Below are 26,097 nucleotides of genomic sequence, written 5' to 3' on the forward strand. Positions count from 1 at the left end.
GGGGCCTTTTTTCTATCTCAGGTAACGCTATGACCGACCCCGCCGCCCTGACCGCCCTGCGCAACCGCTATCCCGGCGCTGAAACTTTCACCTTTGGCGATGGCCCGGACCTATGCGCGCGCCTGCTGACGCTTGTGCGCAGCGGGCATAAAACCGCAAGCACCGGGGCCCTGCGCGACTTTGAAAGCGGCGATCCCATGCCCGTCCCCGGCCGCCGCGACATCGCGCTGCATTGGGACGGCCGCCCGGCCTGCGTGATTGAAACGCAGCAGGTCATCACCTGCCCCTTCAATCAGGTCACCGCAGAGATGGCCTTGGCAGAAGGCGAAAATACGGACCTAATTGGCTGGCAAACCGACCATATCGCCTACTTCACCCGCACCGGCGGCTTCGCGCCGGACATGCTGGTGGTCTGGGAACGGTTTAAACTGATCGAGGATTGCTAGATCTTGATGTCGTATGTCACCCAAGGCGTGCGCACCGCGACCCGGTCATAAACCCCGCGCGCGCGGTAATTGTCCTCTGCCGTAATCCAGCGGATCACCGTCCACCCCCGCGCCGCGCCAATATCGCGCAGGCCTGCGATCAGCGCATCCGCCGCCCCGCTGCCGCGGAGGTCCGGGTCCACAAACAAATCGTCCAGAAACCCGCCCGTGCTGGCGGACAGCGGCCGGGCAAAGGCGCGATAATGCGCAAGCCCGATCAGCGCCCCGTCCCCGTCGCAGGCCACCAGCCCGCAAGTCTGATGCCCCGCATCCATCAACCAGCCCCAGACGGTATCACGCATCGCCTCGGTCTGCGGCACCTGATAAAACGCGGCATACCCCGCATAAAGCGCGCCCCACGCCGCCCGGTCCGCAGGCTGAACAGCCCGTATCATCACAGTCACAGCCATCACCCTTCACAATCAACTCACGTCTTGTCACAGATCCCCATTCACCTTGCAAAGAAAACTCCCGCCGGAGGCATCCGCGCGACCAACGGGCGCAGTTGCCAGCGCATCGCCCCCTGCTAGAACTACGCTATGCCCTACGAATGGACGCCCAAACCGCCGCACACGACCCCAGACTGGAGCCTGTCGCTCTGGCCTTATCGATCCTTGCTGCGCCGGGATTTTGTGCTCTTCATGGGGGCGACGGCGACGATCATCACCCTGCCGCTGCTGACCGTGCTTGGCACGGCGGTGCTCTGGGCGCTGCTGCCCTTCTTTGCCATCATGTTCACGGGTCTGTGGTACGCCTTAAACCTCAGCTACAAACGCGGCGAGGTCCTAGAAGAGCTGCACGTCACCGCGCAGGTGGCACAGCTTATTCGCCACAACCCCAAAGGACCGCGTCAAGATTGGCAGGCAAATCGGTATTGGGTGACGGTTCACCTACACCCCAAGGGCGGGCCGGTGGAAAACTACATCACCCTACGCGGCGGTGATCGAGAGGTCGAAATCGGCGCTTTCCTCGACGCAGCGGAGCGCCTTGCGCTCTACGATGACCTTAAACGCGCGCTGCGCGTCTAAGGTTCTTCTTCGGGTCACATATATCGTGGGACTCGCGGGCTGTGCGCAACTGGTTCAGTGGCCACCGGCACAGGCGAAGCCTAAAAAAGGGGTGGGCGGGCGGGCCCGCACACCCCTTAAACTCAGACCATCAGCCCAGTTTGTTCTTTACCATCGGCCCGACGCGGCCAAAGTCCATCTGGCCCGTATACTTGTCCTTCAGGACAGCCATCACCCGGCCCATGTCGCGCAGGCTTGCAGCTTCCGTCTCTGCAATCGCGGCTTCAACGGCCGCGGCGGCTTCATCTTCGCTCAGCTGACGCGGCAGGAATTCCTCGATCACCTTGATCTCGGACAGCTCCTTTTCCGCCAGCTCCAAGCGGCCACCTTCCTCATAAGCGCGGGCGCTTTCTTGGCGCTGTTTGACCATGCGGCCCAGAATCGCCAGCACGTCGCCTTCGGACACAGTCGCCCCTTCTTCGGCCCCGGTGCCGCGCAATGCGATGTCCCGGTCCTTGATTGCGGCGTTGATCAGCCGCAAGGTGGACAGACGGTCTGCCTCTCTGGCCTTCATCGCATCCTTGAGTGCTGCGGAAAGTCGCTGTCGCACGTCCATGTCAGTCGTCCCATATCTTAGATCGGCGCAACATAGGGTCGCGGCACCCCACTGACAAGCACCCGAACGCCGCGTCACCCACACCGCCTTGACCCGGCCCGCCTGCCCCCGTAAGACGACACGAATTTGCGCGCCCGCACTGCCAAAGGGGACCCCGGATGACCGCCACCGACACCGCAAAACCGACTGCCTGCCTTGCCCTAGCCGACGGCACCGTCTTCTTCGGCAAAGGGTTCGGCGCAACCGGCCAAACCACCGCCGAGCTGTGTTTCAACACAGCCATGACCGGCTATCAGGAAATCATGACCGACCCGTCCTACGCGGGCCAAGTCGTGACCTTCACCTTCCCCCACATCGGCAACACCGGCGTCAACGCCGAGGATGACGAGACGAACGATCCTGTCGCCGCTGGCATGATCGTCAAGTGGGACCCGACAGAGGCGTCGAACTGGCGCTCTACCGAAGAGCTGACGACCTGGCTTGCCCGCCGCGGCCGCATCGGCATGGGCGGCGTTGATACCCGCCGCCTGACCCGCGCGATCCGCCAGCAAGGCGCGCCGCATGTCGCACTGGCCCATGATCCGGACGGCAACTTTGATATCGCAGCACTGGTTGCAGCCGCCCGCGGCTTTGCCGGTCTGGTTGGCCTCGATCTGGCCAAAGACGTCACCTGCGCCCAAAGCTATCGCTGGGATGAAATGCTTTGGGCTTGGCCTGACGGCTACAAAACCCAAACCGCGCCGCGCCATAAGGTCGTCGCCATCGACTATGGCGCAAAGCGTAACATCCTGCGCTGCCTGGCCTCTGCTGGTTGCGACGTCACCGTCCTGCCCGCCACCGCCACGGCCGAAGACGTGCTGGCCCTGAACCCTGACGGCGTGTTCCTGTCCAACGGCCCCGGCGATCCCGCCGCGACCGGAGCCTATGCCGTGCCGATGATCAAGGGTGTGTTGGAACGGGCTGATCTGCCGGTCTTTGGCATCTGCCTTGGCCACCAGATGCTGGCGCTGGCGCTGGGTGCACAGACGGTCAAGATGAACCACGGCCACCACGGTGCGAACCATCCCGTCAAGGATATGACCACCGGCAAAGTGGAAATCACCTCGATGAACCATGGCTTTACCGTCGACAGCCAAACGCTGCCAGAAGGTGTGCAGGAAACCCACGTCAGCCTGTTTGACGGGTCCAACTGCGGCATCGCCATGACAGGTCGCCCGGTGTTTTCCGTGCAATACCATCCCGAGGCAAGCCCAGGCCCGCAAGACAGCTATTACCTGTTCGAGCGTTTTGCCGATGCGATGACAGCCAGCAAAGCCGGCTGATCTTAACGCGGATTAGGGTCATCTTAACCCTAATTTAACGCCAAATTAACGATCAATCTGCCAAATGGCCCTGCAGTGAAAGCAGGGCCATGAACGTTTCCGCCACGATCACACCCACCCACGGCCATGATGCCCCCTTAGATGTCGGTCCCGATCTGGTGGTCGGGCATCTGCTTAGCACGCAGCATATCTGTGCCAAAACCGCCCGGCAGGCCCGCGATATCGCGCTGCACGAACAGCTTCCTGTACTGGATGTGCTGCGCACGCGGTTCAGCGTTTCGCCCCGCGTCATGCTGATGGCAGAAGGCGAACTGCTTGGCACCCGCGTCATCGATCCCGCGTTGCAGCCCCCCCATACCGCGCTTGTGCGCCGTTACGGTCCGGCGCGGGCGATGACGCATATGGTGCTGCCGTGGCGGGCCACTGGCAATTGCACCCTAATACTGGCCCCCTGCTACGATGTTTTTCTGCAGCACCGCCAAGGCTTGCAAGACGTCTTTGGCCCCGTCCGCATGGCGCTGTGTACCCGTGATCAGATCAGTGCGTCGCTGGTGCACAGCTTTGCCGCTGATCTGACCCACCGCGCCGAAACGCGCCTGCCAGACGCGCAAAGCAGTCGAAGCTGGCAGTCGGGCCGGGCAATGCAAGCAACTTGCCTTGGCGCGGTTTTGCTGGGGGGCCTGACGCTGCTGGCCCCGGTGGCCGTCATCACCGCGTTGTCGGCGCTTGCGGTTATCTTGCTGGTGCTCTCGGGCGCGGTAAAGGCGGCAGCGGCGCTCTGCGGTGTGGGTCCGCCGCAGCCTCCGCCCCGCGGCAGCGGGCAGCTGCCGGTCATTACCCTACTGATCCCGCTTTACCGTGAACGCGCCATCGCGGAACATTTGCTCACCCGGCTAGAGGCGCTGAATTACCCCCGCGAACGGCTTGATGTGTGTCTGGTGCTCGAAGACAACGACGACACGACCCGCCGCGCCCTTGGCCGCACTCACCTACTGACATGGATGCGCCCCATCATCGTGCCCGAAGGCACCCTGCGCACCAAGCCGCGTGCGTTGAACTATGCCTTGGATTTTGCACGCGGCAGCATCATCGGCGTTTATGACGCAGAGGATGCGCCAGACCCCGATCAATTGCATATCGTCGCCGCAACATTCGCAAATGCCGGGCCAAAAGTCGCCTGCCTGCAAGGCGTGCTGGACTACTACAACAGCGCCGCCAATTGGCTGACGCGCTGCTTTACGATTGAATATGCCAGCTGGTTTCGCGTCGTGCTGCCCGGCTATGCGCGCATGGGGCTGGTGGTGCCCCTTGGCGGCACGACGTTGTTCTTTCGCCGCGACATCCTGGAAAACTTGGGCGGCTGGGACGCCCACAACGTGACCGAAGACGCGGATCTGGGCCTGCGTCTTGCCCGCGCGGGGTACGAGACTGTCTTTATCCCCTCGGTCACCCAAGAAGAGGCGAATGGCCGCTTTTGGCCGTGGGTCAAGCAACGCTCGCGCTGGCTTAAGGGCTATGCGGTCACCTACTGCGTCCATATGCGCAATCCCGCCCAGCTTTGGCGTGATCTGGGGGCGCGGCGGTTTTGGGGCGTGCAGATCCTGTTCGCGGGCACGCTCTCGCAATTTCTGCTCGCACCGCTGATCTGGTCGTTCTGGCTGATCCCGCTGGGCTTTCACCATCCAGCGGTGAACCTGCTGCCGCCTTGGGCTTTTTGGACTATGGTCGGCCTATTTATCACATCAGAAGTGGTGAATTTCGCCATCTCGGCCCTCGCCCTGCGCCGCGCAGGCAAGGCGTGCCTGACCCCATGGGCGCTGACCTTGCAGCTGTATTTCCCCCTCGGGGCCATAGCCGTCTACAAGGGCCTGTTAGAGCTGACGTGGAAGCCGTTTTACTGGGACAAAACCGCCCACGGCATCCTGCTGCCAAAACCCGCGGCGGCGAATGGACCGCAGCCTAGTCAGCCGCCTCCACCTTTGCCGCATCAAGCCGCAGCCGAGTAACAAACGCCTCAGAGATGTGGGCGCGCAGGGCCGCATCCGCCGCCTCGCCGTCGCCAGCGGCAATCGCCTCGACGATGCGGCCATGTTCTTGCAAGGTATCGCTGCCGCGCCCTTCGGCGGCGATGGATGTCGTCGCCAGCAGCGCCATGGATCGGTGCACAAGGTCCAGCTGCTGCACCAAAAACCGGTTATGCGACGCCAAATGGATCTGCTTGTGAAACCGCCGATTGGCGCGGGCCAGTGCGTCTGGATCGTTCTTCAGCGCCTGATCAGCCCGCAGCATATCGCGCAGCACTGCGACCTCTTCTGGCGTGGCGTGGCGGGCGGCAAGGCGCGCGGCGAGCCCTTCCAATGTGCCGCGCACAACATATAGCTCTGCCATTTGCGTATGATCCAAGGACGCCACGATCAATGACCGCCCGTCACGGGTCAGCAGGCTTTGCGTCTCTAGCCGCTGCAACGCCTCTCGCACCGGGGTGCGGCTGACGCCAAGGCGGTCGGCCAGTTCGCTTTCCACCAACCGATCGCCCGGCTTGTAAAAATGGCTATCGATCGCCTCCAATATCAGGGCATAGGCGTCTTTTTGCGGTGTCGCGCGGTCCTGCATCGTGCTTCCTTATATCTTCGCCGGACCATAGCCGCGATTACGGCGGGCGGGCAAGGATGTCGCAGGGCGCGGGCTTTCCCAATGGCCTAGTGCGGCCTATATCAGGGACATGGATAGAATTCGCACAGACATCGTGATCAGCGGCGGCGGCGTCGCTGGATTGGCCGCAGCGGTTGCATTCGGCGCGGCCGGCTTTGACGTGATCGTGGTGGACCCCGCCCCGCCCGTGACCGATGCCGCCCAAGGCGGCGCTGATTTGCGCACCACCGCATTCCTGCAGCCCGCCAAAGCGTTTCTGGACCGCGCCGGTCTGTGGGAGGCGCTAGCCCCCCACGCCACGGCGCTGGACGTCATGCGCATCGTGGACGCCGCAAAAGAGCCTGCGACCACCCGTGATTTCGTCGCCGATGACATTTCCGACGCGCCCTTTGGCTGGAACCTGCCGAACTGGCTGCTGCGCCGGGTGATGGTCGACCGGATCGCGCAGATGCCAAACGTGACCCTGCGCACGGGCACCGGTTTCGCCAGTATGGTGGCGCGGCTGGATCAGGCGCTGGTCCGGCTGAGTGATGGAACGCAAGTATCAGCCAAACTGGTCATCGGTGCAGATGGTCGCAATTCGGCGGTGCGGCAGGCGAATGATATCGACGCCGCGACCACTCGCTATGGCCAAAAGGCTGTGACCTTTGCGGTCACGCACCCGCAGCCGCACGGCGGCATCTCGACCGAGGTGCACCGCGACGGCGGCCCGTTCACGCTGGTGCCCTTGCCCGATGTCGATGGCCAGCCCTGCTCCTCCGTCGTCTGGATGGATACCGGGCCCAAAATCGCTGCGCTGATGGCGCTGGATGATGCCGCCTTTACCGCCGCCGCGAACACCCGCAGCGCAGGCGTGAATGGCCCGCTAACGCTGGTCGGCAAACGGTCGGTCTGGCCGATCATCACCCAGATCGCGGATCGCATCACCGCCCCCCGCACCGCGCTGGTGGCAGAGGCGGCGCATGTCATGCCGCCCATCGGAGCGCAGGGCCTGAATATGTCGCTGGCCGATATGGCAAGCCTGCTGGACCTGGCGGTCGGAAACCGTGACACGCTTGGTCAGCCTGCGATGCTGGCAGCCTATGAAAAGGCCCGGCACAGCGATATGCGCCTGCGGGTGACGGGCATCGACGCCCTAAACCGCACGTCGATGGCAGCCAACCCATTGATCCACGATCTGCGGGCCATGGGCGTCAAGGCGCTGCACGATGCAGCGCCCATTCGCCATCGGTTGATGAAGCTGGGCCTTGGCGCGTCCTAAAGGACGCGGGTCAACACCGGCAGCAAGCGGTCCAAGGTAGCTGGCACATCGTAAAGCTTGTCCAGCCCGAACAGCCCCAGCCGAAAGGTCATGAAATCTGCAGGCTCGCCCACCTGCAACGGCACGCCAGCAGCGATCTGCATACCCTCGGCGACAAAAGCCGCGCCAGACTTGACCGCCGGATCATCGGTATAGCTGACCACGACGCCGGGGGCCTCGAACCCTTGCGCCGCAACTGACGCAACGCCCATATCGGCCAAATGCGCCCGCACGCCGCGGCCCAACTCCCACTGCGCGGCCATCAGCCGCTCAAAGCCATAGTCCCGCGATTCAATCATCGTATCACGCAGATCGCGCAGCCCGTCCGTGGGCATCGTCGCGTGATAGGCATGGCCGCCGTCCTCGTAGGCCTTCATGATCTGCCGCCACTTTTTCAAATCCCCGGCAAAGCTGTTCGACGTCGTCGCCTCTAACCGCTCTGCCGCGCGATCCGACAGCATCACCAGACCCGCGCAAGGCGTCGCGGACCAGCCCTTTTGCGGGGCAGAGATCAGCACGTCCACGCCCGTCGCCTTCATATCGACCCAGATGCAGCCGGACGCGATGCAGTCCAGCACCATGATCGCGCCGACCTGATGCGCGGCATCGGCCATCGCTTTCAGGTAGTCATCCGGCAGGATCATCCCCGCGCTCGTTTCCACATGCGGCGCAAACACCACATCGGGCTTCGCATCCCGGATCGCCTGCACGACATCCGCAATCGGTGCGGGCGCAAAGGGCGCGCGGCTGTCGTTGCCGGTCTGATGCGCCATCTTGACGGTCGTTTCAGCAGCAAAACCGCCCATGTCGAAAATCTGCGACCAGCGATAGGAAAACCAACCGTTCCGCACGATCAAGCAATGTGCCCCGGTGCCAAACTGCCGCGCGACAGCCTCCATCGCAAAGGTGCCACCGCCGGGCACAATCGCAATCGCGTCGGCCTTATAGACGTCCTTCAACATACCGGACACATCCCGCATCACCTGCTGAAAAACCTTGCTCATGGAATTAAGCGAGCGGTCGGTAAAGACAACGGAAAATTCCATCAGGCCATCGGGATCGACGGGGGTGCGGGGGGCGGCAGTGTTCATCATACTCTCCTTGCGTTGCCGCAACAGCTAGGCCGGAAAGCGGCCTCTGGCAAAAGCTATCTGCGCCTACAGCGGTCCGGGGCGGCGTTCCTCGCTTAGCATGACATTTGCCTCGACGTTGCCGACGCCGGGCAGCGTCATGATCCGCCGCCGCAGCACGCGTTCAAAGTCCGCCAGATCCCGCGCCACAACGCGCAGGCGGTAGTCGTAAAGTCCCAAGACATGCGTGACGACCTGCACCTCTGGGATGCCGCCAACGGCGCGCTCGAAATCCTCCATCCCGACGCGGCCCTTGGTCGCCAGCTTGATCCCAAGAAAAACCGTCACGCCAAATCCCAGCTTTTCCGCGTCCAGCAACAGCCGCCGCCCGGTCAGGATCCCCGCCTCTTGCAGCCGTTTGATGCGCCGCCACGTTGCAGGCTGGCTTAACCCCAGCTGCCGCCCCAGCGCGCTGGCCGATTGTCCGGCGTCCGCCACCAGCAAGGTCAGCAAGGCGCGGTCCGTCTCGTCCAGCATCACAGCGGCAACCTCTCGTCCGATTTGACCGCTGCCACATCCATCAAAGCCTCGATATCCGCGATATGCGGCAAGGCAAGGATGCGGTCCCGGTACAGCGTCTGATAATGCTTCAAATCCCGCGCCACCAAGACCAGCCGCACATCAACACGGCCAAGGAAGGTCTGGATTTCCAGCACCTCCGCCACCTCGCGCGCTGCCGCCAGAAAGGCGTCAAAGGCGCTTGGCACTGTCTTATCCAGCGTCACACGCAGACTGACCTGCAGTGGATAGCCCAGCTTGGCCCAGTCGATCACCGCCGTCTGCCCCCGGATCAACCCTTGATCCGTCATCCGGTCCAGCCGCCGCGCCGCCTGCCCCGCCGTCACACCAGCAAGGGCCGCCAGTTCGGGCACCGTCAGGCTTGGATCTGCCTGCAATCGGCGCAAAAGCGCCCTGTCCTTGTCATCAAGCATGAATATCCCGAAAAATGCCAATCTCGCGCATGATATATATCATCTTGCCAAAAATACTCAAAAAATCGACCTATCGCCGACCGCGAAAATCCATATTGTGCGCTTCAATGCAACCAACCAAGGGATATTCCCCATGCGCGTTTACTACGACCGCGATTGCGACGTGAACCTGATCAAGGACAAAAAAGTCGCCATTCTGGGCTACGGCTCTCAGGGCCACGCCCATGCGCTGAACCTGCGCGATTCGGGTGCGAAGAACCTCGTCGTCGCCCTGCGCGAAGGCTCCCCCTCGGCCAAGAAAGCCGAAGGCGAAGGCCTCAAAGTCATGGGCATCGCCGAAGCTGCCGCATGGTGCGATGTCATCATGTTCACCATGCCGGACGAGCTGCAGGCCGAGACGTATAAGAAGTACGTCCACGACAACCTGAAGGACGGCTCTGCCATCGCTTTCGCCCACGGCCTGAACATCCACTTCGGCCTGATCGAAACCAAGCCCGGCATCGACGTCATCATGATGGCGCCAAAAGGCCCAGGCCACACGGTCCGCGGCGAATACACCAAAGGCGGCGGCGTGCCCTGCTTGGTGGCTGTCCACCAGGACGCAACCGGCAAGGCGATGGAAATCGGCCTGTCCTATTGCTCTGCCATCGGCGGCGGTCGTTCCGGCATCATTGAAACCAACTTCCGTCAGGAATGCGAAACCGACCTGTTCGGCGAACAAGCTGTCCTGTGTGGCGGTCTGGTCGAACTGATCCGTATGGGCTTCGAGACGCTGGTCGAAGCTGGCTACGAGCCCGAGATGGCCTATTTCGAGTGCCTGCACGAAGTGAAGCTGATCGTTGACCTGATCTATGAAGGCGGCATCGCCAACATGGACTACTCGATCTCGAACACCGCAGAATACGGCCAGTACGTGTCCGGCCCGCGCATCCTGCCCTACGAGGAAACCAAGAAGCGCATGAAAGACGTGCTGACGGACATCCAGAACGGCAAGTTCGTGCGTGACTTCATGCAGGAAAACGTTGTGGGCCAGCCCACCATCAAAGCCTCGCGCCGCTCGAACGACGAGCACCAGATCGAAGTCGTCGGTGCCAAGCTGCGCGCCATGATGCCTTGGATCTCTGCCGGCCGTATGGTCGACAAGGCGAAAAACTAATCCGACCGGATAAGTAACGAAAAGGCCCGCCACTCTGGCGGGCCTTTTTTATTGCACAAGGCGCTGCACCAGTTTGGCCAGCTTTTTCACCCGCCCCGTATAGGGCGGAAACAGCAGCGACATCGGCAGAAAGCGGTTCCGCAGCACGGGCCGCATATGGCTGAACGCAGCAAAGCCCGCCTGCCCATGCGCCGCCCCCATGCCCGACGTGCCCACCCCGCCAAACGGAAGATTACCGTGGATAACAGGCATGACCGTCAGGTTAACCCCGACAGAACCCGACGTGGTCCCAGCAACAACTTCACCCGCCAACCCCTTGCTGCCAAAGACATAAAGCGCCAGCGGATGCGGGCCAGCATTGATACGCTCTAGCACGACATCCAGATCATCATAGGGAATAAGCGGCAGCACAGGGCCAAAGATTTCCTCGCGGCTGACGTCCATGTCTGCAGCGGTCTGTTCTAGCAATGTCGGTGCCAGCCGCCGCGCGCCCCTGTCGGCCTGTCCGCCCGCGACAACCTTCGCCCCGGCCTTGACCGCGTCCGCGATCAGCCCGGTCACCCGCGCGAAATTGCGATCATCGACAATCCGCGCCAAAGCGGGTGACGTCGCGGGATCAGCCCCGTACATCGCCGCAATCCGCCCCTGCAGCGCATCCGTGAGCGCCGCGCGCTGGCTGGCATGCACAAACACATGGTCCGGCGCGACGCAGGTCTGCCCCGCATTGATGAACCGCCCCCAAGCGATCCACTTTGCAGCCTTCGCAATATTCGCATCCGGCCCGACAATCACCGGGGACTTTCCGCCTAGCTCTAACGTGACCGAAGCCAGTGACTTGGCCGCCGCCGCCATCACGATCTTGCCCACCGCCGGACTGCCGGTAAAGAAAATATGGTCAAACGGCAGCGCGAGCAGCTGCGTCGAGGCCTCTACCCCGCCTTGAACCACCGCCACCAGATCCGGCGCAAAGCAGTCCGCGACCATGTCCGCAATCAGCGCAGAGGTCGCAGGCGTCATCTCTGACGGCTTGATAATCGCGCTACACCCAGCGGCTAGCGCCGACACCAATGGCCCGAGCGCCAGTTGAAACGGAAAATTCCACGGCGCGATAATCAGCGCGACACCGCGCGGCTGCGCCTCGATCCGGGCAGAGGTGCCGATCATCATCAGCGTCGGCAACACCCGCCGCGGCCGCATCCAGCGCCGCAAGTGGCGACGGGCATGGCTGATGTCCTGCAAAATGGGCAGGATTTCTGTCAGACGCACCTCTACCGGGTGTTTGCCGAAATCGGCGGCCAGTGCGGCGATGATATCGTCTTGCCGGTCCAGCACTGCTTGGCGCAGCTTCGCCAAAGCCGCCAGCCGCGCATGCCGATCAAAGGATACGCGGCGCGCGGGAACCGCCGCCTTATGCGCGGCAAACAGGGCCGCAAGATCTTGATGTGTTTGTGTCATGCCCCATGATCCCTGCTTGCGCGCAGCAATCAAGTCTAACGCGTCGTCACGGCGCGGCCTAGCCCGACACTTTGGCACGCGCGCCCCCTTTGCGCGTTCCCATGCCCGCAATCCTGCGCTAGGCAGGGCCAGTTCCCAATCCAAAGTTGCCCATCCCCATGCAAGCCGCCCAAGCCTCCGCCCCGACCACCAGCAACTGGGCCTCGATCGGGCTATTAGGCGTCATCTGGGGCGGCACATTCATGGTCGTCGCCGTGGCTTTGCAGGGCTACGGCCCGCTGACTGTCGCCTGCGCACGCACATCGCTTGGCGCGCTGGCGCTCTTTATACTGCAAGCGGCCATGCGCCGCCCTTGGCCAGAGTTCACGCCGCGCCTGATCAAATACCTTGCCTTCATTGGCGTGCTGAACACGGCGCTGCCCTTTGCCCTGCTGTCGTGGGGGCAACAATATGTGCCTTCTGCCTTCGCCGGAATTTCGATGGCGGCGCTGCCGCTTTTCGTTCTGCCCTTGGCGCATATTTTCAGCGACGAGCCGCTCTCCACCCGCCGCCTGATCGGCGTCTGCGTGGGTTTCTTGGGCGCGCTGGTTCTGATCGGCCCCGGCGTGCTGCGTATCGGATCGGGGATGGAGCCGCTGGGCCAACTCGCCTGCCTGACCGCCGCAGGCTCTTATGCCATCGCCAGCATCATGACGCGGCGCTGTCCGCCAATCGACCCGATTGTGCTGGGCGCGCTGACCCTCGGCGTCGGCTCTGCCGTGCTGATCCCCGCCATGCTGCTGTTCGAGGGGGTCCCCGGCCCCGCCGCGCCGCTGCACATGGCCGCCATCGTATTCCTCGGCCTGTTTCCCACAGCCCTTGCCACACTCCTGCGCGTCATCGTGATCCGCTCGGCAGGCTCGGTCTTTATGACGCTGGTGAACTATCAAGTCCCGCTGTGGTCGGTCCTATGCGGTGCGCTGATCTTGTCAGAAACGCTGCCGCTCCGCTTTTTCGCAGCCCTTGCCCTGATCCTCTGCGGCCTCGCAATCAGCCAATGGGGCAGCCTGCGCAAACTCTTCGCCCGCGCCTGACCCGGGCCACCCTTCTTCTGGTCGGAAATACCTCGGGGTCTGGGGCAGAGCCCCAGTCCGCCAATGCCTTAAACTCACCCCGCCCGCGAAACTTCGTCGACAATCCCGTCCACGACCTGCAACAGCAAATTTGGGTCCTCGCATTCCGCCATGACGCGAATAAGCGGCTCGGTTCCAGATTTCCGGATCAGCAGCCGCCCTTTGCCGACCAGCTGCACCTCGGCGGCTGCAATACAGTCCTGCACCGCCTGCGCTGCCAAAGGATCACTGCCAGCGGCGTAGCGCACGTTTTTCAGCATTTGCGGCACGGTTTCAAAGCTATGGGTCAGGCTTGATGCGGGCTGGCCCGTCTCGATCATCGCAGCCAGAAATTGCAGGCCCGCCAGCAGGCCGTCACCCGTGGTGGCATAGTCGGTCATCACGATGTGGCCTGACTGTTCACCGCCCAGATTATGGCCCGACTTGCGCATTGCCTCGACCACATAGCGGTCGCCGACGTTCGTGCGCTCCAGCCTCAGCCCCTGCGCCTCTAAATAGCGTTCTAGCCCTAGGTTCGACATCACAGTCGCGACCAGCGTGCCATTCGCCAGCTTGCCCGCTTGCGCCCAGCGATGCGCCATCAGCGCCATCAGTTGATCGCCGTCAGCCACGCGGCCCGTCTCGTCTAGGATCATCACCCGGTCCGCGTCGCCATCCAGACAGATGCCCACATCCGCACCGTGGCTGATAATCGCCTTCGCCGCAGCCGACGTATCGGTAGAGCCGCAACCATCGTTGATGTTGTACCCGTTCGGCGCGGTGCCCACAGGGATGACCGTGGCCCCCAGCTCCCACAGCACCTCTGGCGCGACTTTGTAACCCGCGCCATTGGCGCAATCGATCACGACCTTCAGACCGTCCAGCCGCATACCCGCTGGGAAAATCGCCTTGAGCCGTTCCGCATAGCGAAAACGGCCATCGTCGATCCGCTTCGCGCGGCCGATATTGTTCGCCTGCGCAGGCTCCACCCCGTCAAAAACCAGACGGGTAATTTCCTCTTCTGCGGCGTCCGACAGTTTGAAACCGTCAGGGCCGAAGAACTTGATCCCGTTGTCGTGGTGCGGGTTGTGGCTGGCAGAGATCATAATCCCCATATCCGCCCGCATCGAACTGGTCAGCAGCCCCACCGCAGGCGTTGGCACCGGTCCCAGCAGCAGCACGTTCATGCCCGTGCTGGTCAGACCCGCCGTCAGCGCGTTTTCGAACATATAGCCCGACAGGCGCGTGTCCTTACCGATCACAACGCGGTGCCCGTTGGACCCGTCATTGCGGAAATAACGACCCGCAGCAGCCCCGATGCGCAGGGCCATATCGGCGGTCATGGGATAGGCGTTGGCCTTGCCGCGAATGCCATCGGTTCCGAAAATCTTATCTGCCATTAGTCCTGTCCTCGTAGGGCGCGGGCCATATCACAGGCCGCTTTTGCCTCTTTTGTATCGTGCACACGGTGGATTTGCACCCCCTGCGCCACGCCTGCCAATGTCACCGCAAGCGAGCCCGCCATCCGGTCCGCCGCCGCCTGCGCCCCTGTGATCGTGCCAATGAACCGCTTGCGCGAAGCGCCCAGCAAGATCGGGCAGCCAAAGGCGTGGAACAGCGACAGACGCCGCAATAGGGCAAGGTTATGCTCTTGCGTCTTGCCAAATCCGATGCCCGGATCGACGACGATGCGATCCCGGGGGATACCCGCTGCCTCTACCACGGCAATGCGGCCTGCCAGATAGTCAAAGACATCTAGGACCACGTCGTCGTACTGCGGGCCCAACTGCATCGTTTCGGGGTCACCCTTGGCATGCATCAGGCAGATCGGCTGGCCACTATCCGCCGCAATCTGCGCCATCTGCGGGTCCCAGGTCATGGCAGAGACATCGTTGATCAGGCCCGCCCCCATAGCGACCGCCGCGCGCGCAACACCGCCTTTGCGCGTATCGATAGAGATCGCGATGTCGCTATGTTCGCGCAGGGCGGCGATCACCGGGGCGGTGCGGGCAAGCTCTTCGGCATCGGGCACGAGCGCTGCGCCGGGCCGTGTGCTTTCGCCGCCAACGTCGATGATACTTGCGCCATCCGCCTGCATCGCAAAGGCTTGGGCCAGCGCCGCATCGGGGGCAATGAAGGAACCGCCGTCGGAAAAACTGTCCGGCGTCACGTTCAGGATGCCCATGATCTGCACTTGGCCCATGCCCAGCCCTGCGACCGGCGCACGCGGCGCGGTCAGGCGCAGCAGCACGTCTTGGGGCACATCAGCGGCGGGAACAATCCGGTGCGGCGCGGTGCGGGACAAGACCTCGACCCGGTCGAACCAGCACCAGCCCCCCGCAAGGGTCAGGGCGTCAGCCGGACGCGCGGCGTCTAGCTGCGGCAGCGGGCGGTAATAAAGGCTCATGTCAGGCGCGGCGCATCGACAGGTAAAGACCGTGCTGGCACGGGTGCGCCCTGCGGTGTGTCCGCGCCAATCAAGACCAGTTCTGCCGCGTCCATCTGGCCAGCAAACCACGCGACCAAGGCCGCCGTGTCCTGTGATCCCGCTGACGGCCCGTCGACAGCATCGAGCACGATTTTAGACGGGGCCCAGATACAGGTCTGGCCGTTTTTCATCGCCCAATCCAGTTCCGTCCGGCTGCCAACCACAATCAAGCGCGGATCGCGGGCGGCCAAGACCCACGCGTTTTGCTCAATCGCCAGCAAATCAATCCGCCGCTGGGCCAAGGCGTGGCGGGCCTGCGGGGCGGGGCTGTCAGCCGCGCCGACGCACACGATCAGCGGGGCGTCCATTGCGATCGCCTGATCCAGCCAGCCGGTCAGGTGATCGGCATGCACCGCCTCTTGCGACAAGAACAGCACGCGCGGATGCGGGGCGACGGCGTGTTCCTGCCCGGCTGCGCGGTCACCGCCGCGCGCGCGCATGATTTCAACGCCCAGCGAAAACGGACCGCGATCCAGCTTTTCGATGCGCACGAACACCCGCTCGGCCTGCGGTTCCAGCAAGATGCGTTCCGCAACACGCGCCGCGAGGGTTTCCAGCAGGTTGATCCGCTCTGCCTTCAGCTCTTCGCCGATGGCTTCGGTCACGCGGTCATAGGACAGGATACGGTCGACGTCGTCGTCGATGGGGCCAGTCTGCGGCAACACCTCGACCACGACGTTGAAACGCACACGCTGCAGGTGGCCGCGTTCCTGCTGAAAGGCACCGATTTCGACCTCGACCACATAATCCCGCAGGGAAATCCGGTCATAGGGGATATCGGTGCTGGCAGCGGCCCGCTCTGACGGGTGCGCAAAGGCCAGTCGAATGTCGTCGGTCATGCCCTGCCCCGCGTTTTGTGATGGCGTCGGCATAACGCCGACACCGCAAGGCCGCAAGGAACCTTAGTTCGAGGCGCTGCGCGTGGGCTGCTTATAGAAGTAATGCGCGCCAATGCTGGCGGTGCGTGGAAAGCGGTTCGCCCAGGACGGGTGCACGGCTTTGGTGTGGTAATGCGTCGCGCCAGACGTCAGGCGGCGCGGCAGACCGTCGACCAGCAGCTTGGCAACCTTGCCGACGCGGCCAAAGGCGGCTGGATTGCCGATAGCGTCAGAGTTGTTGTCGCAAGTCCACGTAAACTGGCAGGCAAATTTCCGGCCCGTGCCCTGATGCACCACACCGCAGATCGTGTTGGGGTATTCGGCACTGTCGACGCGGTTCATAATCACCTCGCCCACGGCAAAGATGCCCTGAAGCGATTCGCCGCGTGCCTCGAAATACAGGGCATCGGCCAGGCATTCCCATTCGGAATTACCCTTGGGCGTGGTCATGGTGGACAAAAACGACTCCGTCATGACCGCATCGCCGTCCGTTGGCATCGCGTTGCGCCGGGCGCTTTCGGGAACGGCCGTCAACGCAGACAGGCGGGTATCGGGAACAATTTGCAAGGCCTGACGTTCTTGACCCAAAACCGCACCCAACCGGGCAGAGATCACTTCTTCAGCGGACGCTGGTGCGGCGATCGAAACGCTGACAAGGGTAATCGCTGCAATCAGCGTGCGGCGCAGGGTGATGGTCATCAGTCGGGCTTTCATTCCGCACGGTCAGCCCCGTACAGGCCGCGTCGTCATAGGGAAAATTTATCTGATGGTCCACCTTTGGGGCTGGCAGATTCTTGCCGTACCTGTCTTGGCCCCTAAATCCGCGCCCGATTCACCTTATTTCATTGAGATTGGCGGCATGGTCGCACGGCGCCCACCTGCGGGCATCTGCTCTGCCAGCGCCAGTTGGGCGGCGGAAAGTCGCGCAAGCGGCACCCGAAACGGAGAACAGGAGACATAATTGAATTTTTGAGTCCTGCAGAATCCGATCGCGGCCCGCGTACCGCCATGTTCGCCGCAAATCGAAACCACAACATCAGGCCGCCCGGCCCGGCCACGCGCCGCGCCAATTGCCAAAAGCTCTCCTACGCCATCAAGGTCCAGCGTGTGAAAAGGGTCCTCTTCATAGACGCCTTGCTGCACATATGCAGACATAAAGCGCCCCGCATCGTCGCGGGATAGACCATAGGTCATCTGCGTTAAGTCGTTCGTTCCAAACGATAAAAACGATGCATACTTAACGATATCCTGCGCCCGCAATGCGGCCCGGGGTGTTTCGACCATAACGCCAAGCTTGAAGGCAAAGCTGACCCCCGTCTCGCGTTGCACGGCTGCTGCGATGGCGTCGATGCGGCCCTTGATCAGCTCGACCTCGCGCATGGCGCTGATCAAGGGAATCATGATCTCTGGCTGCACCGGAAGGCCGCGCCCGGCGACATCGGCGACCGCCTCAAAGATGGCGCGGGCCTGCATGTCATAGATTTCGGGCACAGCGATTCCCTGCCGCACGCCGCGCATGCCCAGCATCGGGTTATATTCCGAAAGCGCCTGCACACGGTCGGTCACGATGCTGACCGGCATGGCCAATTGTTCCGCCAGATCGCGCTGGCCTGCCTTATCGTAGGGCAGGAATTCGTGCAGCGGCATATCAAAGAGGCGAATCGTCACGGGCCGCCCGTCCATAATGCTGAAAAGCTTGACGAAATCAGCGCGCTGCATGGGCATCAAACGGTCCAAAACCACCCGGCGATCATCGGCGGTTTCGGCAAAAATCATCTCTCGCATCACGCCAAGGCGGTCACCTTCAAAGAACATATGTTCCGTCCGGCACAGCCCGATTCCCTCGGCGGCAAAGTTGCTGGCGGTCTGCGCATCGGCGGGCGTATCGGCGTTGGCGCGCACGCCAATGTCACGAAAATCATCGGCCCAAGCCAGCAAAGTTTGAAAGGCATCGTCCAAAGTCGCCTCTAGCATGTCTGGCGCACCCGCAAGGACCGTTCCGGTTGTGCCATCCACCGTAATTGTGTCGCCGGACGCGAATCGGCGCCCGCCGGGGGCCACGATTTCCTGCCGCTTGCGGTCGATCGTCAGGTCAGACGCACCCACAACGCAGGGCACGCCAAGGCCGCGCCCGATCACGGCGGCATGGCTGGTGATTCCCCCGCGCATCGTCAGCACGGCCTGCGCCGCGTGCATGCCGCGAATATCCTCTGGCGTCGTCTCTCGGCGGACCAGAATACACGCCTCGCCGCGCGCCGCGCTGGCCTGCGCTTCGGCAGCGGTCAATACGATCCGGCCCGTCGCCGCGCCGGGGCTAGCCCCGATGCCGCGCACAATGATGTCGCGGATGGCAGAGGGGTCGACTTGCCGGTGCAGCATTTCGGACAACGCATTGGGCGGCACGCGCATCACGGCTTCTTCGCGCGGGATCACTTCATCCGTGGCAAGCGCCACAGCAATTTGCACCAATGCGCGGCTAGACCGCTGGATGCGCACCGCGTCTAGGATGTGCAGCACGTTGTCTTCTAACGTAAATTCGATCTGCATCTCTTCGCGCAGACGGGTCCGGGCAATCGCGCCGTAACTGACAAGCGCTGCGAAATTATCAGGACTAATATCCTCTAGCGCGGGGCCGCGCGGGTCAGAGGTCAGGTAAATCGCGCCTGCGCGGTCATTCAGCGCCTCGCGGCCCTGACTTTGACTCAGGTAGCGGCCAATAATCTGTGGCTGCCCCGTGGCAGAGCTGACGAACTGAATAACGCCAGAGCCGCTTTCATCCGCGCCAACCCCTAACGCGAGCGCCTGCACAACCAAACCTAGGCCCGCATCGACGGGTGCGCCTTTCGCCTCGCGCAGCAGGCGGGCACTCGTGCCGTCCCAAGCGCGCGCCATCGACCGCAAAACTTCGGACAACTGGACCGAGACATCCTGAGGAAAAGGCTCATCAGCCTCTGCTTCAAAGGTTTCAAGCGCGGCGCGCAGAACGCTCGCATCCGAAAGGTTGGGAAAATCGAACACATCAGGGTCCAATCGGACCACGTGGATTGCATAAGATTGCACAAATCGAACATAAAGCGCCGTTGCCGCTGCCTCGCCCACGCGCTTGGACAGTGCGGCGTGGCTTTCGTCGTTCATGCCGATATTCAGGATCGCCCCCGGCCCGCCCCAGTCAGGGTCTTGCGAAGACGGCCGCACGGATAGCAAGGGACTTGGCCCAAAGGGGTCCAGCATTGCAGCCAAATCTGGCAAATGCCCTTTGGCAATCTGCAAGACCGCATCGAATGATAGCGCGAGCGTTGTCGGCACTGGCATGCCAAGGCGGATGAGCCGCTGCAAGCATTTGGCGCGCCCGCCGTGTACGGCCGCTGACATGGCTGCGGTTGGCGTGATCAATGTCACGTCCTGAAAGTCGATTTGCTGCACTGCGGCGATCCTTTGTTCACACGCAGCATAGGGTGCAGCATGAGCGTGTGTAAAGAAAAGGTAACGCCGTTAGACTTTCGTCGCAGCGTTAGCCTTCGATTTTGGTCAGATCGGCCACTGACAGACAGATCTGGCGAATGCGCGACAGCATGTTCAGGCGATTGCGTCGCAAGATCTGGCTTTCGGCATTTACCTGCACATCGGTAAAGAACTGGTCAATCGGGCCGCGCAATGTGGCCATCGCCGCCATCGCTGCGCCGAAATCCTCGGCCTCCATCGCTGGGGCGATCTGGGCTTCGGCGGTATCAAGGGCTGTGAACAGCGCCTTTTCAGCCGGATCTTCGGCGAATTTGATGTCCGCGCCATAAGAGTATTCGACGCCGTCCTTTTCTTCGGCCTGCGTCAGAATATTGTTGGCGCGTTTGAAGCCTTGGATCAGGTTTTCACCGTCGTCAGTCTCCAACGTCGCTTGCAACGCCTTTGCGCGCTTGACCAACAACGTCAGGTCGTCGCTGCCCGGCATTGCGATGCAGGCATCGATGACGTCATGGCGGATGTTCAGGTCTTTCAGATAGACCTTCAGGCGGTCGTGGAAAAAGGCCAGCAGCGACGGAGACCAAGAATTTTCACCGAAAATCCGGTTCAGCGGCAGGCGCAGGTTGTTTTCCAGCACGAGGCGAATGACGCCAAGGGCGGCACGGCGCAGCGCAAAGGGGTCTTTGGAACCCGTCGGCTTTTCGTCGATCGCCCAGAAGCCGGTCAAGGTGTCCAGCTTGTCAGCCAGCGCGACGGCGACGGATACGGGCGCTGTGGGGACCATGTCGGACGGGCCTTGCGGCTTCCAATGCGCCTCGGACGTGGCGGCGACGGCCTCGGCGCGGCCAGCGGCGAGCGCATAGTAACGGCCCATAAGCCCTTGAAGTTCGGGGAATTCCCCGACCATTTCGGACCGCAGGTCAGCCTTGGCGATCTGTGCAGCCTCGAACGCTTGGTCCGCATCAGCCCCAACAACGGGCGCGATGTCGCGCGCTAGGGCGGCGATCCGGTCGATCCGGTCGCGCTGGCTGCCCAGTTTGTTGTGGAATGTGACATTGGCCAGACCGTCCAGCCAAGGCTGCATGCCAGCCTTAGCGACCCGCAAGTCATTGTCCCAGAAGAACTTTGCATCCGCCAAACGGGCAGACAGCACGCGCTGGTTACCGTTCAAAATCGTCGCGCCATCGTCGGCGGTTTCGATGTTGGCCACGGTGATAAAGCGTTCGATCCGTCCCGATTTCGCATCACGGACAGAGAAGAACTTCTGATGCTCTTTCATCGAGGTCTGCAAAACCTCTGCCGGCAAGTCCAGAAACTGGTCGTCAATCCGGCCCATCAGCACGACGGGCCATTCGACAAGACCTGCGACTTCGGCCAGCAGACCGCGATCTTCGACCACGTCGAGGCCGTTCGCAAAGGCCTGCGATGTGGCGTCCTGCCAGATCGCATCGGCGCGCTCTTCTGCGCGCAGCATGACCTTGGCGCGCTTTAGCTTCGCCTCGTAATCCTCGAAAGAGGTTACAGAAAATGCGTCCGGCCCCATAAAGCGGTGGCCGCGTGTGGTGTTGCCAGCGACGATGCCGTCGACATCCATCGGCACGACCTCTGCCCCGTCGTCACCGACAAGGATGCATAGGATCGTATGCAGCGGGCGGACCCAGCGCAGGGTGCCGTTGCCCCAGCGCATCGACTTGGGCCACGGGAAATTGCGGATCGTTTGTTCCAGCACTTCGGCGATAATCTCGGCGGCTTTGCGGCCCGGCTTATCGATCACGGCGACGTAGAACGCGCCTTTTTTGTCCTCTTGCTGTTCCAGCTGATCAATCGTCAGCCCGGTGGATCTCAGGAACCCTTCAAGCGCCTTTTCCGGCGCGCCGACCTTGGGGCCCTTACGCTCTTCGCGCACGGCGCGGCTTTCTGCGGTCAGGTCTTCAATCGACAGCACCAAACGGCGCGGCGTCGCAAAGGCGGCGGCGGCGGCGTAGGTCAGGCCAGCCTCGACCAGACCATTCGTGACCAGCTTCTGCAGATCGGCGGCGGCTTGCGCCTGCATGCGGGCGGGGATTTCTTCAGAGAAGAGTTCAATCAGAAGATCAGGCATCAGCGCGTGCTTTCTGGCGGGGTTGGGCAGCCTTCGGGGGCGGGGTTGCCGTCAAAGACGACCTCGCCGCAGGCGTTGATTTGGTGCCAAGCATAGGCCCGGCCATCGGGGTAGACGGCGACGATGCGGTCGATGCCGTATTTTACGTCATTCTGGCCAACAAAGCCGACGGCAACGCCCGCTTGGATATCGTCACCAATTTGGTTCGCGTCAAAGCAGTCGAACCAGCCCGGCGCGACGCGGGGTTCGGCGTCGTCGGCGATCTGGTAAGTTTCCGTCAGCATCGCAAGGCTAGCGGGCATGTCATAGCAGGCGCGGTAGCGCAGTGGGCTGCTGTCGCTGTCGATCGCCTTGAAGTTATCGAACGCAATCGGCTCTGCGTCGCCACTGGTCAGGGACACAAGTTGCACATTTGCGTCCTGCGGTGCGATTTCGACGTAATAGGCATAGACCTGCAGATAATACAGGGCGGCACCGGCGATCAGGGCTGTCAACATGATGAAGATAATCCAAATTTTCGCGATCATGCGGCGGCACCGCCTGCGGGCGTCTGCACAAAGGCATCAGCGCAGGCCTTGGCCAGATTGCGCACCCGGCCGATATAGGCTTGGCGTTCGGTGACCGAAATCACGCCGCGCGCGTCGAGCAGGTTGAACAGATGGCTGGCCTTGATCGCTTGGTCATAAGCCGGATGCGCCATGCGAATGGTCTTGCCTGTCTTCGGATCGACGGCGTCCTGATCCAAAATACGGGCACATTCGGCCTCTGCATCCTTAAAGTGCTGCAGCAGCGTGTCGGTGTCGGCCACGTCAAAGTTCCAACGGGCGTATTCCTGTTCGGTCTGCAAAAAGATGTCGCCATAGGTCAGCGGTGTCGGCGCGTCCGGGTCGTTGAACGGCATATCCATGACGTGATCGACGCCAAGCACATACATCGCCAAACGCTCTAGCCCGTAGGTCAATTCGCCCGACACGGGGCTGCAATCATGGCCCCCGACCTGTTGGAAATAGGTGAACTGCGACACTTCCATGCCGTCGCACCAGACCTCCCAGCCAAGGCCCCAAGCGCCCAGCGTCGGGGATTCCCAGTCATCTTCGACAAAGCGCACATCGTGCACCGATGCGTCGATGCCGATCGCCTTGAGCGAGCCAAGGTACAGATCCTGCAGGTTCGGCGGGCTTGGTTTGATGATGACCTGATACTGGTAATAGTGCTGCAACCGGTTCGGGTTTTCGCCATAGCGCCCGTCGGTGGGGCGGCGCGATGGCTGCACATAGGCCGCGGCCCACGGCTTTGATCCCAGCGCCCGCAGGGTCGTGGCGGGGTGGAAGGTGCCTGCACCGACCTCCATGTCGTAAGGCTGCAGCATGGCGCAGCCCTGCGCGGCCCAGTAGGACTGAAGCCGCAGGATGATCTCTTGAAAACTGCGCGGTTGGCCTGACATCTCGCCCTCTTTGCAAAGTCGGTGTTGCATAGGCCGCGCAGGCCACAGGGTCAATCGTGCCACAGCGCCTTAATTTGCGCGGGAACACGCCGAATTGTGCTGCAAGCAGGGGCGTGTCTGGTAAAAGCGCGCGCGAGTGATGTGTGCGAAGTTATGAAGGACTGTAAGCAGATGAAACCATTGGCAATCTGGATTGCAGCCGCAAGCTTTAGCCTGACGTCCCAAATCGCTTTCGCACAGGCCGCGAGCGGCACCTATATTCAGCTAGAAGCGCAACCGACCCAGACCGCCGCCGATACGCGGGTGCGGGTCTATGCCAGCCAGACGGAAAATGTCTTTGGCTACCGGCTTGGCCGCAGCTGGTTTGCCGTCGTCATGGGCCCCTATGCGAGCCGAGAGGCCGCCACAGCTGCCCTGCGCGAGATGCGGCAAGCGGGTCTGGCCCCGTCCGATGCGTTCCTGACGAACGGAGAGCGCTTTGGCGATCAGTATTGGCCGGCGCCGGGCGACGCCCGCCCGCCCGTGACCGCACCTGCCCCTGCGGCAAAGGCAGAGGCCGAAACCGCCCCGGCTGTTGAAGATGCCGCACCGCAAGTCGTTGATGCAGCCCCAGCCGCACCGGAACCCGCCCCTGAAGTTGAGGCTATTCCAGAGGAATCCGTGCAAGACGCCCGGGTGTCCGAACAGGCGTTGACCCAAGACGAAAAAGAGCTGCTGCAAACCGCCCTTGGCTGGGCTGGTTTCTATGACGCCGCCGTTGACGGTGCCTTTGGCCGCGGCACCCGCGGCGCGATGGAGGCATGGCAGCTGGCGCAAGGCTTTGCGCCCACAGGCGTGCTGACCACCGCGCAGCGCGCGCAGTTGGTGGGCGCGTATAACAGCGTACTGGACGGCATGAACCTGCAACTGGTGCGCGACACAGCCGCCGGGGTCGAGGTCCTGATCCCCACCGGCGCTGTCAGCTTTACCGAATACGAGCCGCCCTTTGCCCGTTTTGGTCCCAAGGGCGACATTCCCGCGCAGGTGCTGCTGATCAGCCAAAGTGGCGACCAGAACCGCCTGTTTGGCCTTTATGAAATCCTGCAAACCTTGGCGATTTTCCCGCCAGAGGGCGAGCGTAGCCGCAAGGACGCCAGCTTTGAAATCGCGGGCACAAGCGCAGAGGTCCAATCCTACGTCTCGGCCCAGCTTGAGGACGGACAGATCAAAGGGTTCGCCCTTGTCTGGCCCGCAGGCGATTCTGCGCGCTTTGACCGCATTCGGGACGAGATGAAGGGCAGCTTTAACGCCATCGACGGCGTGCTGGACCCCGCAATTGCCAGCCCGGACGAGGATCAGGCGATTGATCTGGTGGCTGGCCTGCAAATCCGCAAACCTAAAACGTCGCGCACCGGGTTCTATATCGACATGCAAGGCCGCGTTTTGACCGATGCGATGGCTGTGGAATCCTGCGAAGAAATCAGCATCGACGGCAGCCACCCGGCCACGGTCACCATGACCGATACAGACCTTGGCATCGCCGTGCTGACCCCGGATGAGGCGCTGTCGCCCCAATCTGTCGCCGCGTTCCAAACGCAGGTCCCGCGCTTGCAGACCGAAATCGCCGTCGCGGGTTATCCGTACGGCGGTGTGCTGGTGACGCCGACGCTGACCTTTGGCCGCCTGGCCGATATTCGCGGCCTGAATGGCGAAGAAGACCTGAAGCGTCTGACCCTGACCGCCCGTGACGGCGACGCAGGCGGGCCAGTGTTCGATAACGGCGGCGCGGTGCTGGGGATGCTGCTGCCAAAGGTCGCGCAGGACGGCCAGCTGCTGCCGCCTGACGTCAGCTTTATCATCGATGCTGACCGGATTGTCGCGGCCCTGTCTGATGCCGGGATCGCGACTGACACCACGGACACGCTGGCCTTTATGCCCCCCGAAACCCTGACCCTGCGCGCCGCCGAAAGCACGGTGCTGGTCAGCTGTTGGTAGGCTTGAAGTTGCGCGGGGAAACGGCCATGTAAGGGGCGAGGACGACCTCTGAGACATGATCATAGCCGGGACGACCCAGCACCTAATCAGAGGGTGTCATGCGCACTTTAGCCGACCGTATCCGTCACGCCATCAGCTTCGAGGTTCTCGCCTTGATGCTGGTTATTCCGCTCGCGTCCTTCGTATTCCACCAGCCGATGCACGACATTGGCGTGATCAGCGTCGTCAGCGCGACGATCGCGATGCTTTGGAATGTCGCCTATAACTTCCTGTTCGATCTGTGGCTGAAGCGGACCACAGGCAATACGCTGAAATCGCGCCGGGTGCGCGTGCTGCACGCGGTGCTGTTCGAGGGCGGCCTGCTGATCGCGCTGATGCCCTTTATCGCGTGGTATCTTAGCATTACGCTGGCGCAGGCCTTTGTCATGGACGTGTCATTTGCGCTGTTTTACATGGCCTATGCCTTTGCGTTCAACTGGGCCTATGACTGGATGTTTCCGCTGGCCGAATGGAAGCAGGCAGCCGCGCAGGACTAGCGCACCGCCGCCTGCCCCCCAACTTCTAGCCGTAAAAACGGTAACATACGTCGCGCAAAAGAGAATTCGCG

24 protein-coding genes are annotated in these 26,097 nt (G+C 62.3%); 9 read left to right on the forward strand and 15 right to left on the reverse strand.

Going from position 1 to position 26,097, the window contains the following annotated elements:
* The first annotated feature begins 29 nt into the window (after nucleotides 1–29).
* Nucleotides 30–446: an ASCH domain-containing protein gene (locus KBW81_RS10690; protein ID WP_254247163.1), complete on the forward strand. Its 417-nt coding sequence runs from the start codon at nucleotides 30–32 to the stop codon at nucleotides 444–446.
* Here the strand turns inward: KBW81_RS10690 and KBW81_RS10695 are convergent.
* Nucleotides 443–895 carry a GNAT family N-acetyltransferase gene (locus KBW81_RS10695; protein ID WP_254247164.1) on the reverse strand — a complete coding sequence of 151 codons (453 nt, stop codon included), beginning with the start codon at nucleotides 893–895 and terminating at the stop codon, nucleotides 443–445. The two genes, KBW81_RS10690 and KBW81_RS10695, sit on opposite strands and share 4 nt — an antisense overlap.
* 129 nt (nucleotides 896–1,024) lie before the next feature.
* On the opposite strand from KBW81_RS10695, the gene KBW81_RS10700 reads away from it, so the two are divergent.
* Complete coding sequence (locus KBW81_RS10700) at nucleotides 1,025–1,513, forward strand: DUF2244 domain-containing protein (protein WP_090189348.1); 489 nt, start codon at nucleotides 1,025–1,027, stop codon at nucleotides 1,511–1,513.
* 130 nt (nucleotides 1,514–1,643) lie between these two features.
* Here the strand turns inward: KBW81_RS10700 and KBW81_RS10705 are convergent, their stop codons facing one another.
* Nucleotides 1,644–2,108, reverse strand: coding sequence for a GatB/YqeY domain-containing protein (locus KBW81_RS10705; protein WP_090189346.1), 465 nt, complete (start codon nucleotides 2,106–2,108; stop codon nucleotides 1,644–1,646).
* Between the two features lie 158 nt (nucleotides 2,109–2,266).
* On the opposite strand from KBW81_RS10705, the gene carA reads away from it, so the two are divergent.
* The gene (carA, locus tag KBW81_RS10710; RefSeq protein ID WP_090189345.1) at nucleotides 2,267–3,430 is read left to right on the forward strand and encodes a glutamine-hydrolyzing carbamoyl-phosphate synthase small subunit; all 1,164 of its coding nucleotides are present in this window, start codon (nucleotides 2,267–2,269) and stop codon (nucleotides 3,428–3,430) included.
* Nucleotides 3,431–3,519: 89 nt separating this feature from the next.
* Complete coding sequence (locus KBW81_RS10715; protein WP_254247165.1) at nucleotides 3,520–5,436, forward strand: glycosyltransferase family 2 protein; 1,917 nt, start codon at nucleotides 3,520–3,522, stop codon at nucleotides 5,434–5,436.
* On the opposite strand, the gene KBW81_RS10720 is transcribed toward KBW81_RS10715, so the two are convergent.
* Nucleotides 5,390–6,043 (reverse strand): GntR family transcriptional regulator, encoded by a 654-nt coding sequence (locus KBW81_RS10720; RefSeq protein ID WP_090189341.1) that lies wholly within the window; start codon nucleotides 6,041–6,043, stop codon nucleotides 5,390–5,392. The genes KBW81_RS10715 and KBW81_RS10720 overlap by 47 nt on opposite strands.
* Nucleotides 6,044–6,152: 109 nt before the next feature.
* Between KBW81_RS10720 and KBW81_RS10725 the strand changes: the two genes are divergently transcribed.
* Nucleotides 6,153–7,343: an FAD-dependent monooxygenase gene (locus KBW81_RS10725; RefSeq protein ID WP_254247166.1), complete on the forward strand. Its 1,191-nt coding sequence runs from the start codon at nucleotides 6,153–6,155 to the stop codon at nucleotides 7,341–7,343.
* Here KBW81_RS10725 and KBW81_RS10730 read toward each other — a convergent pair.
* From KBW81_RS10730 to KBW81_RS10740, 3 genes are all read right to left on the reverse strand, one after another.
* On the reverse strand, nucleotides 7,340–8,473 hold the full coding sequence (locus KBW81_RS10730) for an aminotransferase class V-fold PLP-dependent enzyme (RefSeq protein ID WP_254249047.1): 1,134 nt from the start codon (nucleotides 8,471–8,473) through the stop codon (nucleotides 7,340–7,342). The genes KBW81_RS10725 and KBW81_RS10730 overlap by 4 nt on opposite strands.
* Nucleotides 8,474–8,539: 66 nt before the next feature.
* The gene (locus KBW81_RS10735) at nucleotides 8,540–8,989 is read right to left on the reverse strand and encodes an Lrp/AsnC family transcriptional regulator (protein WP_090189335.1); all 450 of its coding nucleotides are present in this window, start codon (nucleotides 8,987–8,989) and stop codon (nucleotides 8,540–8,542) included.
* The gene (locus tag KBW81_RS10740; protein WP_090189333.1) at nucleotides 8,989–9,444 is read right to left on the reverse strand and encodes an Lrp/AsnC family transcriptional regulator; all 456 of its coding nucleotides are present in this window, start codon (nucleotides 9,442–9,444) and stop codon (nucleotides 8,989–8,991) included. The genes KBW81_RS10735 and KBW81_RS10740 overlap by 1 nt, the downstream gene beginning before the upstream one ends.
* A gap of 133 nt (nucleotides 9,445–9,577) precedes the next feature.
* On the opposite strand from KBW81_RS10740, the gene ilvC reads away from it, so the two are divergent.
* The gene (ilvC, locus tag KBW81_RS10745) at nucleotides 9,578–10,600 is read left to right on the forward strand and encodes a ketol-acid reductoisomerase (RefSeq protein ID WP_090189418.1); all 1,023 of its coding nucleotides are present in this window, start codon (nucleotides 9,578–9,580) and stop codon (nucleotides 10,598–10,600) included.
* 48 nt (nucleotides 10,601–10,648) lie between these two features.
* Here ilvC and KBW81_RS10750 read toward each other — a convergent pair whose 3' ends face one another.
* Nucleotides 10,649–12,055, reverse strand: a complete 1,407-nt coding sequence (locus KBW81_RS10750; RefSeq protein ID WP_254247167.1) for an aldehyde dehydrogenase family protein — start codon at nucleotides 12,053–12,055, stop codon at nucleotides 10,649–10,651.
* 158 nt (nucleotides 12,056–12,213) lie between these two features.
* Between KBW81_RS10750 and KBW81_RS10755 the strand changes: the two genes are divergently transcribed.
* Nucleotides 12,214–13,128 carry a DMT family transporter gene (locus KBW81_RS10755; RefSeq protein WP_090189329.1) on the forward strand — a complete coding sequence of 305 codons (915 nt, stop codon included), beginning with the start codon at nucleotides 12,214–12,216 and terminating at the stop codon, nucleotides 13,126–13,128.
* A gap of 74 nt (nucleotides 13,129–13,202) precedes the next feature.
* Here the strand turns inward: KBW81_RS10755 and glmM are convergent, their stop codons facing one another.
* The 8 genes from glmM to KBW81_RS10795 form a co-directional block, all read right to left on the reverse strand.
* A complete protein-coding gene (glmM, locus tag KBW81_RS10760) occupies nucleotides 13,203–14,546 on the reverse strand; it encodes a phosphoglucosamine mutase (protein ID WP_254247168.1) in 1,344 nt (447 codons plus the stop codon).
* Complete coding sequence (gene folP / locus KBW81_RS10765; protein ID WP_254247169.1) at nucleotides 14,546–15,553, reverse strand: dihydropteroate synthase; 1,008 nt, start codon at nucleotides 15,551–15,553, stop codon at nucleotides 14,546–14,548. The genes glmM and folP overlap by 1 nt, the downstream gene beginning before the upstream one ends.
* Nucleotides 15,550–16,473: a dihydroneopterin aldolase gene (locus KBW81_RS10770; protein ID WP_254247170.1), complete on the reverse strand. Its 924-nt coding sequence runs from the start codon at nucleotides 16,471–16,473 to the stop codon at nucleotides 15,550–15,552. The genes folP and KBW81_RS10770 overlap by 4 nt, the downstream gene beginning before the upstream one ends.
* A 63-nt stretch (nucleotides 16,474–16,536) precedes the next feature.
* The gene (locus tag KBW81_RS10775; protein WP_254247171.1) at nucleotides 16,537–17,211 is read right to left on the reverse strand and encodes a cell wall hydrolase; all 675 of its coding nucleotides are present in this window, start codon (nucleotides 17,209–17,211) and stop codon (nucleotides 16,537–16,539) included.
* Between the two features lie 138 nt (nucleotides 17,212–17,349).
* Nucleotides 17,350–19,884 (reverse strand): putative PEP-binding protein, encoded by a 2,535-nt coding sequence (locus KBW81_RS10780; protein WP_254249048.1) that lies wholly within the window; start codon nucleotides 19,882–19,884, stop codon nucleotides 17,350–17,352.
* Nucleotides 19,885–20,023: 139 nt separating this feature from the next.
* Entirely contained in the window at nucleotides 20,024–22,072 is a 2,049-nt protein-coding gene (gene glyS, locus KBW81_RS10785; RefSeq protein ID WP_254247172.1) for a glycine--tRNA ligase subunit beta, read from the reverse strand.
* Nucleotides 22,072–22,599 carry a DUF6446 family protein gene (locus tag KBW81_RS10790; protein ID WP_254247173.1) on the reverse strand — a complete coding sequence of 176 codons (528 nt, stop codon included), beginning with the start codon at nucleotides 22,597–22,599 and terminating at the stop codon, nucleotides 22,072–22,074. The genes glyS and KBW81_RS10790 overlap by 1 nt, the downstream gene beginning before the upstream one ends.
* The gene (locus KBW81_RS10795) at nucleotides 22,596–23,516 is read right to left on the reverse strand and encodes a glycine--tRNA ligase subunit alpha (RefSeq protein ID WP_090189318.1); all 921 of its coding nucleotides are present in this window, start codon (nucleotides 23,514–23,516) and stop codon (nucleotides 22,596–22,598) included. The genes KBW81_RS10790 and KBW81_RS10795 overlap by 4 nt, the downstream gene beginning before the upstream one ends.
* Nucleotides 23,517–23,687: 171 nt before the next feature.
* On the opposite strand from KBW81_RS10795, the gene KBW81_RS10800 reads away from it, so the two are divergent.
* On the forward strand, nucleotides 23,688–25,490 hold the full coding sequence (locus KBW81_RS10800; protein WP_254247174.1) for a trypsin-like peptidase domain-containing protein: 1,803 nt from the start codon (nucleotides 23,688–23,690) through the stop codon (nucleotides 25,488–25,490).
* 98 nt (nucleotides 25,491–25,588) lie between these two features.
* Complete coding sequence (locus KBW81_RS10805) at nucleotides 25,589–26,026, forward strand: PACE efflux transporter (protein ID WP_254247175.1); 438 nt, start codon at nucleotides 25,589–25,591, stop codon at nucleotides 26,024–26,026.
* Nucleotides 26,027–26,097 lie beyond the last annotated feature (71 nt).

Source organism: Loktanella salsilacus, assembly GCF_024206795.1.
GTDB classification, from domain to species: domain Bacteria; phylum Pseudomonadota; class Alphaproteobacteria; order Rhodobacterales; family Rhodobacteraceae; genus Loktanella; species Loktanella salsilacus.

Excerpts from the sequence above, each read along its gene's own strand:
- KBW81_RS10730 (WP_254249047.1), bottom strand. The coding sequence starts at position 8,473 with ATGAACACTGCCGCCCCCCGCACCCCCGTCGATCCCGATGGCCTGATG.
- KBW81_RS10805 (WP_254247175.1), top strand. The coding sequence starts at position 25,589 with ATGCGCACTTTAGCCGACCGTATCCGTCACGCCATCAGCTTCGAGGTT.
- KBW81_RS10715 (WP_254247165.1), top strand. The coding sequence starts at position 3,520 with ATGAACGTTTCCGCCACGATCACACCCACCCACGGCCATGATGCCCCC.
- KBW81_RS10755 (WP_090189329.1), top strand. The coding sequence starts at position 12,214 with ATGCAAGCCGCCCAAGCCTCCGCCCCGACCACCAGCAACTGGGCCTCG.
- KBW81_RS10700 (WP_090189348.1), top strand. The coding sequence starts at position 1,025 with ATGCCCTACGAATGGACGCCCAAACCGCCGCACACGACCCCAGACTGG.
- folP (WP_254247169.1), bottom strand. The coding sequence starts at position 15,553 with ATGAGCCTTTATTACCGCCCGCTGCCGCAGCTAGACGCCGCGCGTCCG.
- KBW81_RS10780 (WP_254249048.1), bottom strand. The coding sequence starts at position 19,884 with ATGTCAGCGGCCGTACACGGCGGGCGCGCCAAATGCTTGCAGCGGCTC.
- KBW81_RS10735 (WP_090189335.1), bottom strand. The coding sequence starts at position 8,989 with ATGCTGGACGAGACGGACCGCGCCTTGCTGACCTTGCTGGTGGCGGAC.
- KBW81_RS10705 (WP_090189346.1), bottom strand. The coding sequence starts at position 2,108 with ATGGACGTGCGACAGCGACTTTCCGCAGCACTCAAGGATGCGATGAAG.
- KBW81_RS10740 (WP_090189333.1), bottom strand. The coding sequence starts at position 9,444 with ATGCTTGATGACAAGGACAGGGCGCTTTTGCGCCGATTGCAGGCAGAT.
- glyS (WP_254247172.1), bottom strand. The coding sequence starts at position 22,072 with ATGCCTGATCTTCTGATTGAACTCTTCTCTGAAGAAATCCCCGCCCGC.
- glmM (WP_254247168.1), bottom strand. The coding sequence starts at position 14,546 with ATGGCAGATAAGATTTTCGGAACCGATGGCATTCGCGGCAAGGCCAAC.
- KBW81_RS10690 (WP_254247163.1), top strand. The coding sequence starts at position 30 with ATGACCGACCCCGCCGCCCTGACCGCCCTGCGCAACCGCTATCCCGGC.
- KBW81_RS10750 (WP_254247167.1), bottom strand. The coding sequence starts at position 12,055 with ATGACACAAACACATCAAGATCTTGCGGCCCTGTTTGCCGCGCATAAG.
- KBW81_RS10695 (WP_254247164.1), bottom strand. The coding sequence starts at position 895 with ATGGCTGTGACTGTGATGATACGGGCTGTTCAGCCTGCGGACCGGGCG.
- KBW81_RS10725 (WP_254247166.1), top strand. The coding sequence starts at position 6,153 with ATGGATAGAATTCGCACAGACATCGTGATCAGCGGCGGCGGCGTCGCT.
- KBW81_RS10790 (WP_254247173.1), bottom strand. The coding sequence starts at position 22,599 with ATGATCGCGAAAATTTGGATTATCTTCATCATGTTGACAGCCCTGATC.
- carA (WP_090189345.1), top strand. The coding sequence starts at position 2,267 with ATGACCGCCACCGACACCGCAAAACCGACTGCCTGCCTTGCCCTAGCC.
- KBW81_RS10795 (WP_090189318.1), bottom strand. The coding sequence starts at position 23,516 with ATGTCAGGCCAACCGCGCAGTTTTCAAGAGATCATCCTGCGGCTTCAG.
- KBW81_RS10800 (WP_254247174.1), top strand. The coding sequence starts at position 23,688 with ATGAAACCATTGGCAATCTGGATTGCAGCCGCAAGCTTTAGCCTGACG.
- KBW81_RS10770 (WP_254247170.1), bottom strand. The coding sequence starts at position 16,473 with ATGACCGACGACATTCGACTGGCCTTTGCGCACCCGTCAGAGCGGGCC.
- ilvC (WP_090189418.1), top strand. The coding sequence starts at position 9,578 with ATGCGCGTTTACTACGACCGCGATTGCGACGTGAACCTGATCAAGGAC.
- KBW81_RS10720 (WP_090189341.1), bottom strand. The coding sequence starts at position 6,043 with ATGCAGGACCGCGCGACACCGCAAAAAGACGCCTATGCCCTGATATTG.
- KBW81_RS10775 (WP_254247171.1), bottom strand. The coding sequence starts at position 17,211 with ATGACCATCACCCTGCGCCGCACGCTGATTGCAGCGATTACCCTTGTC.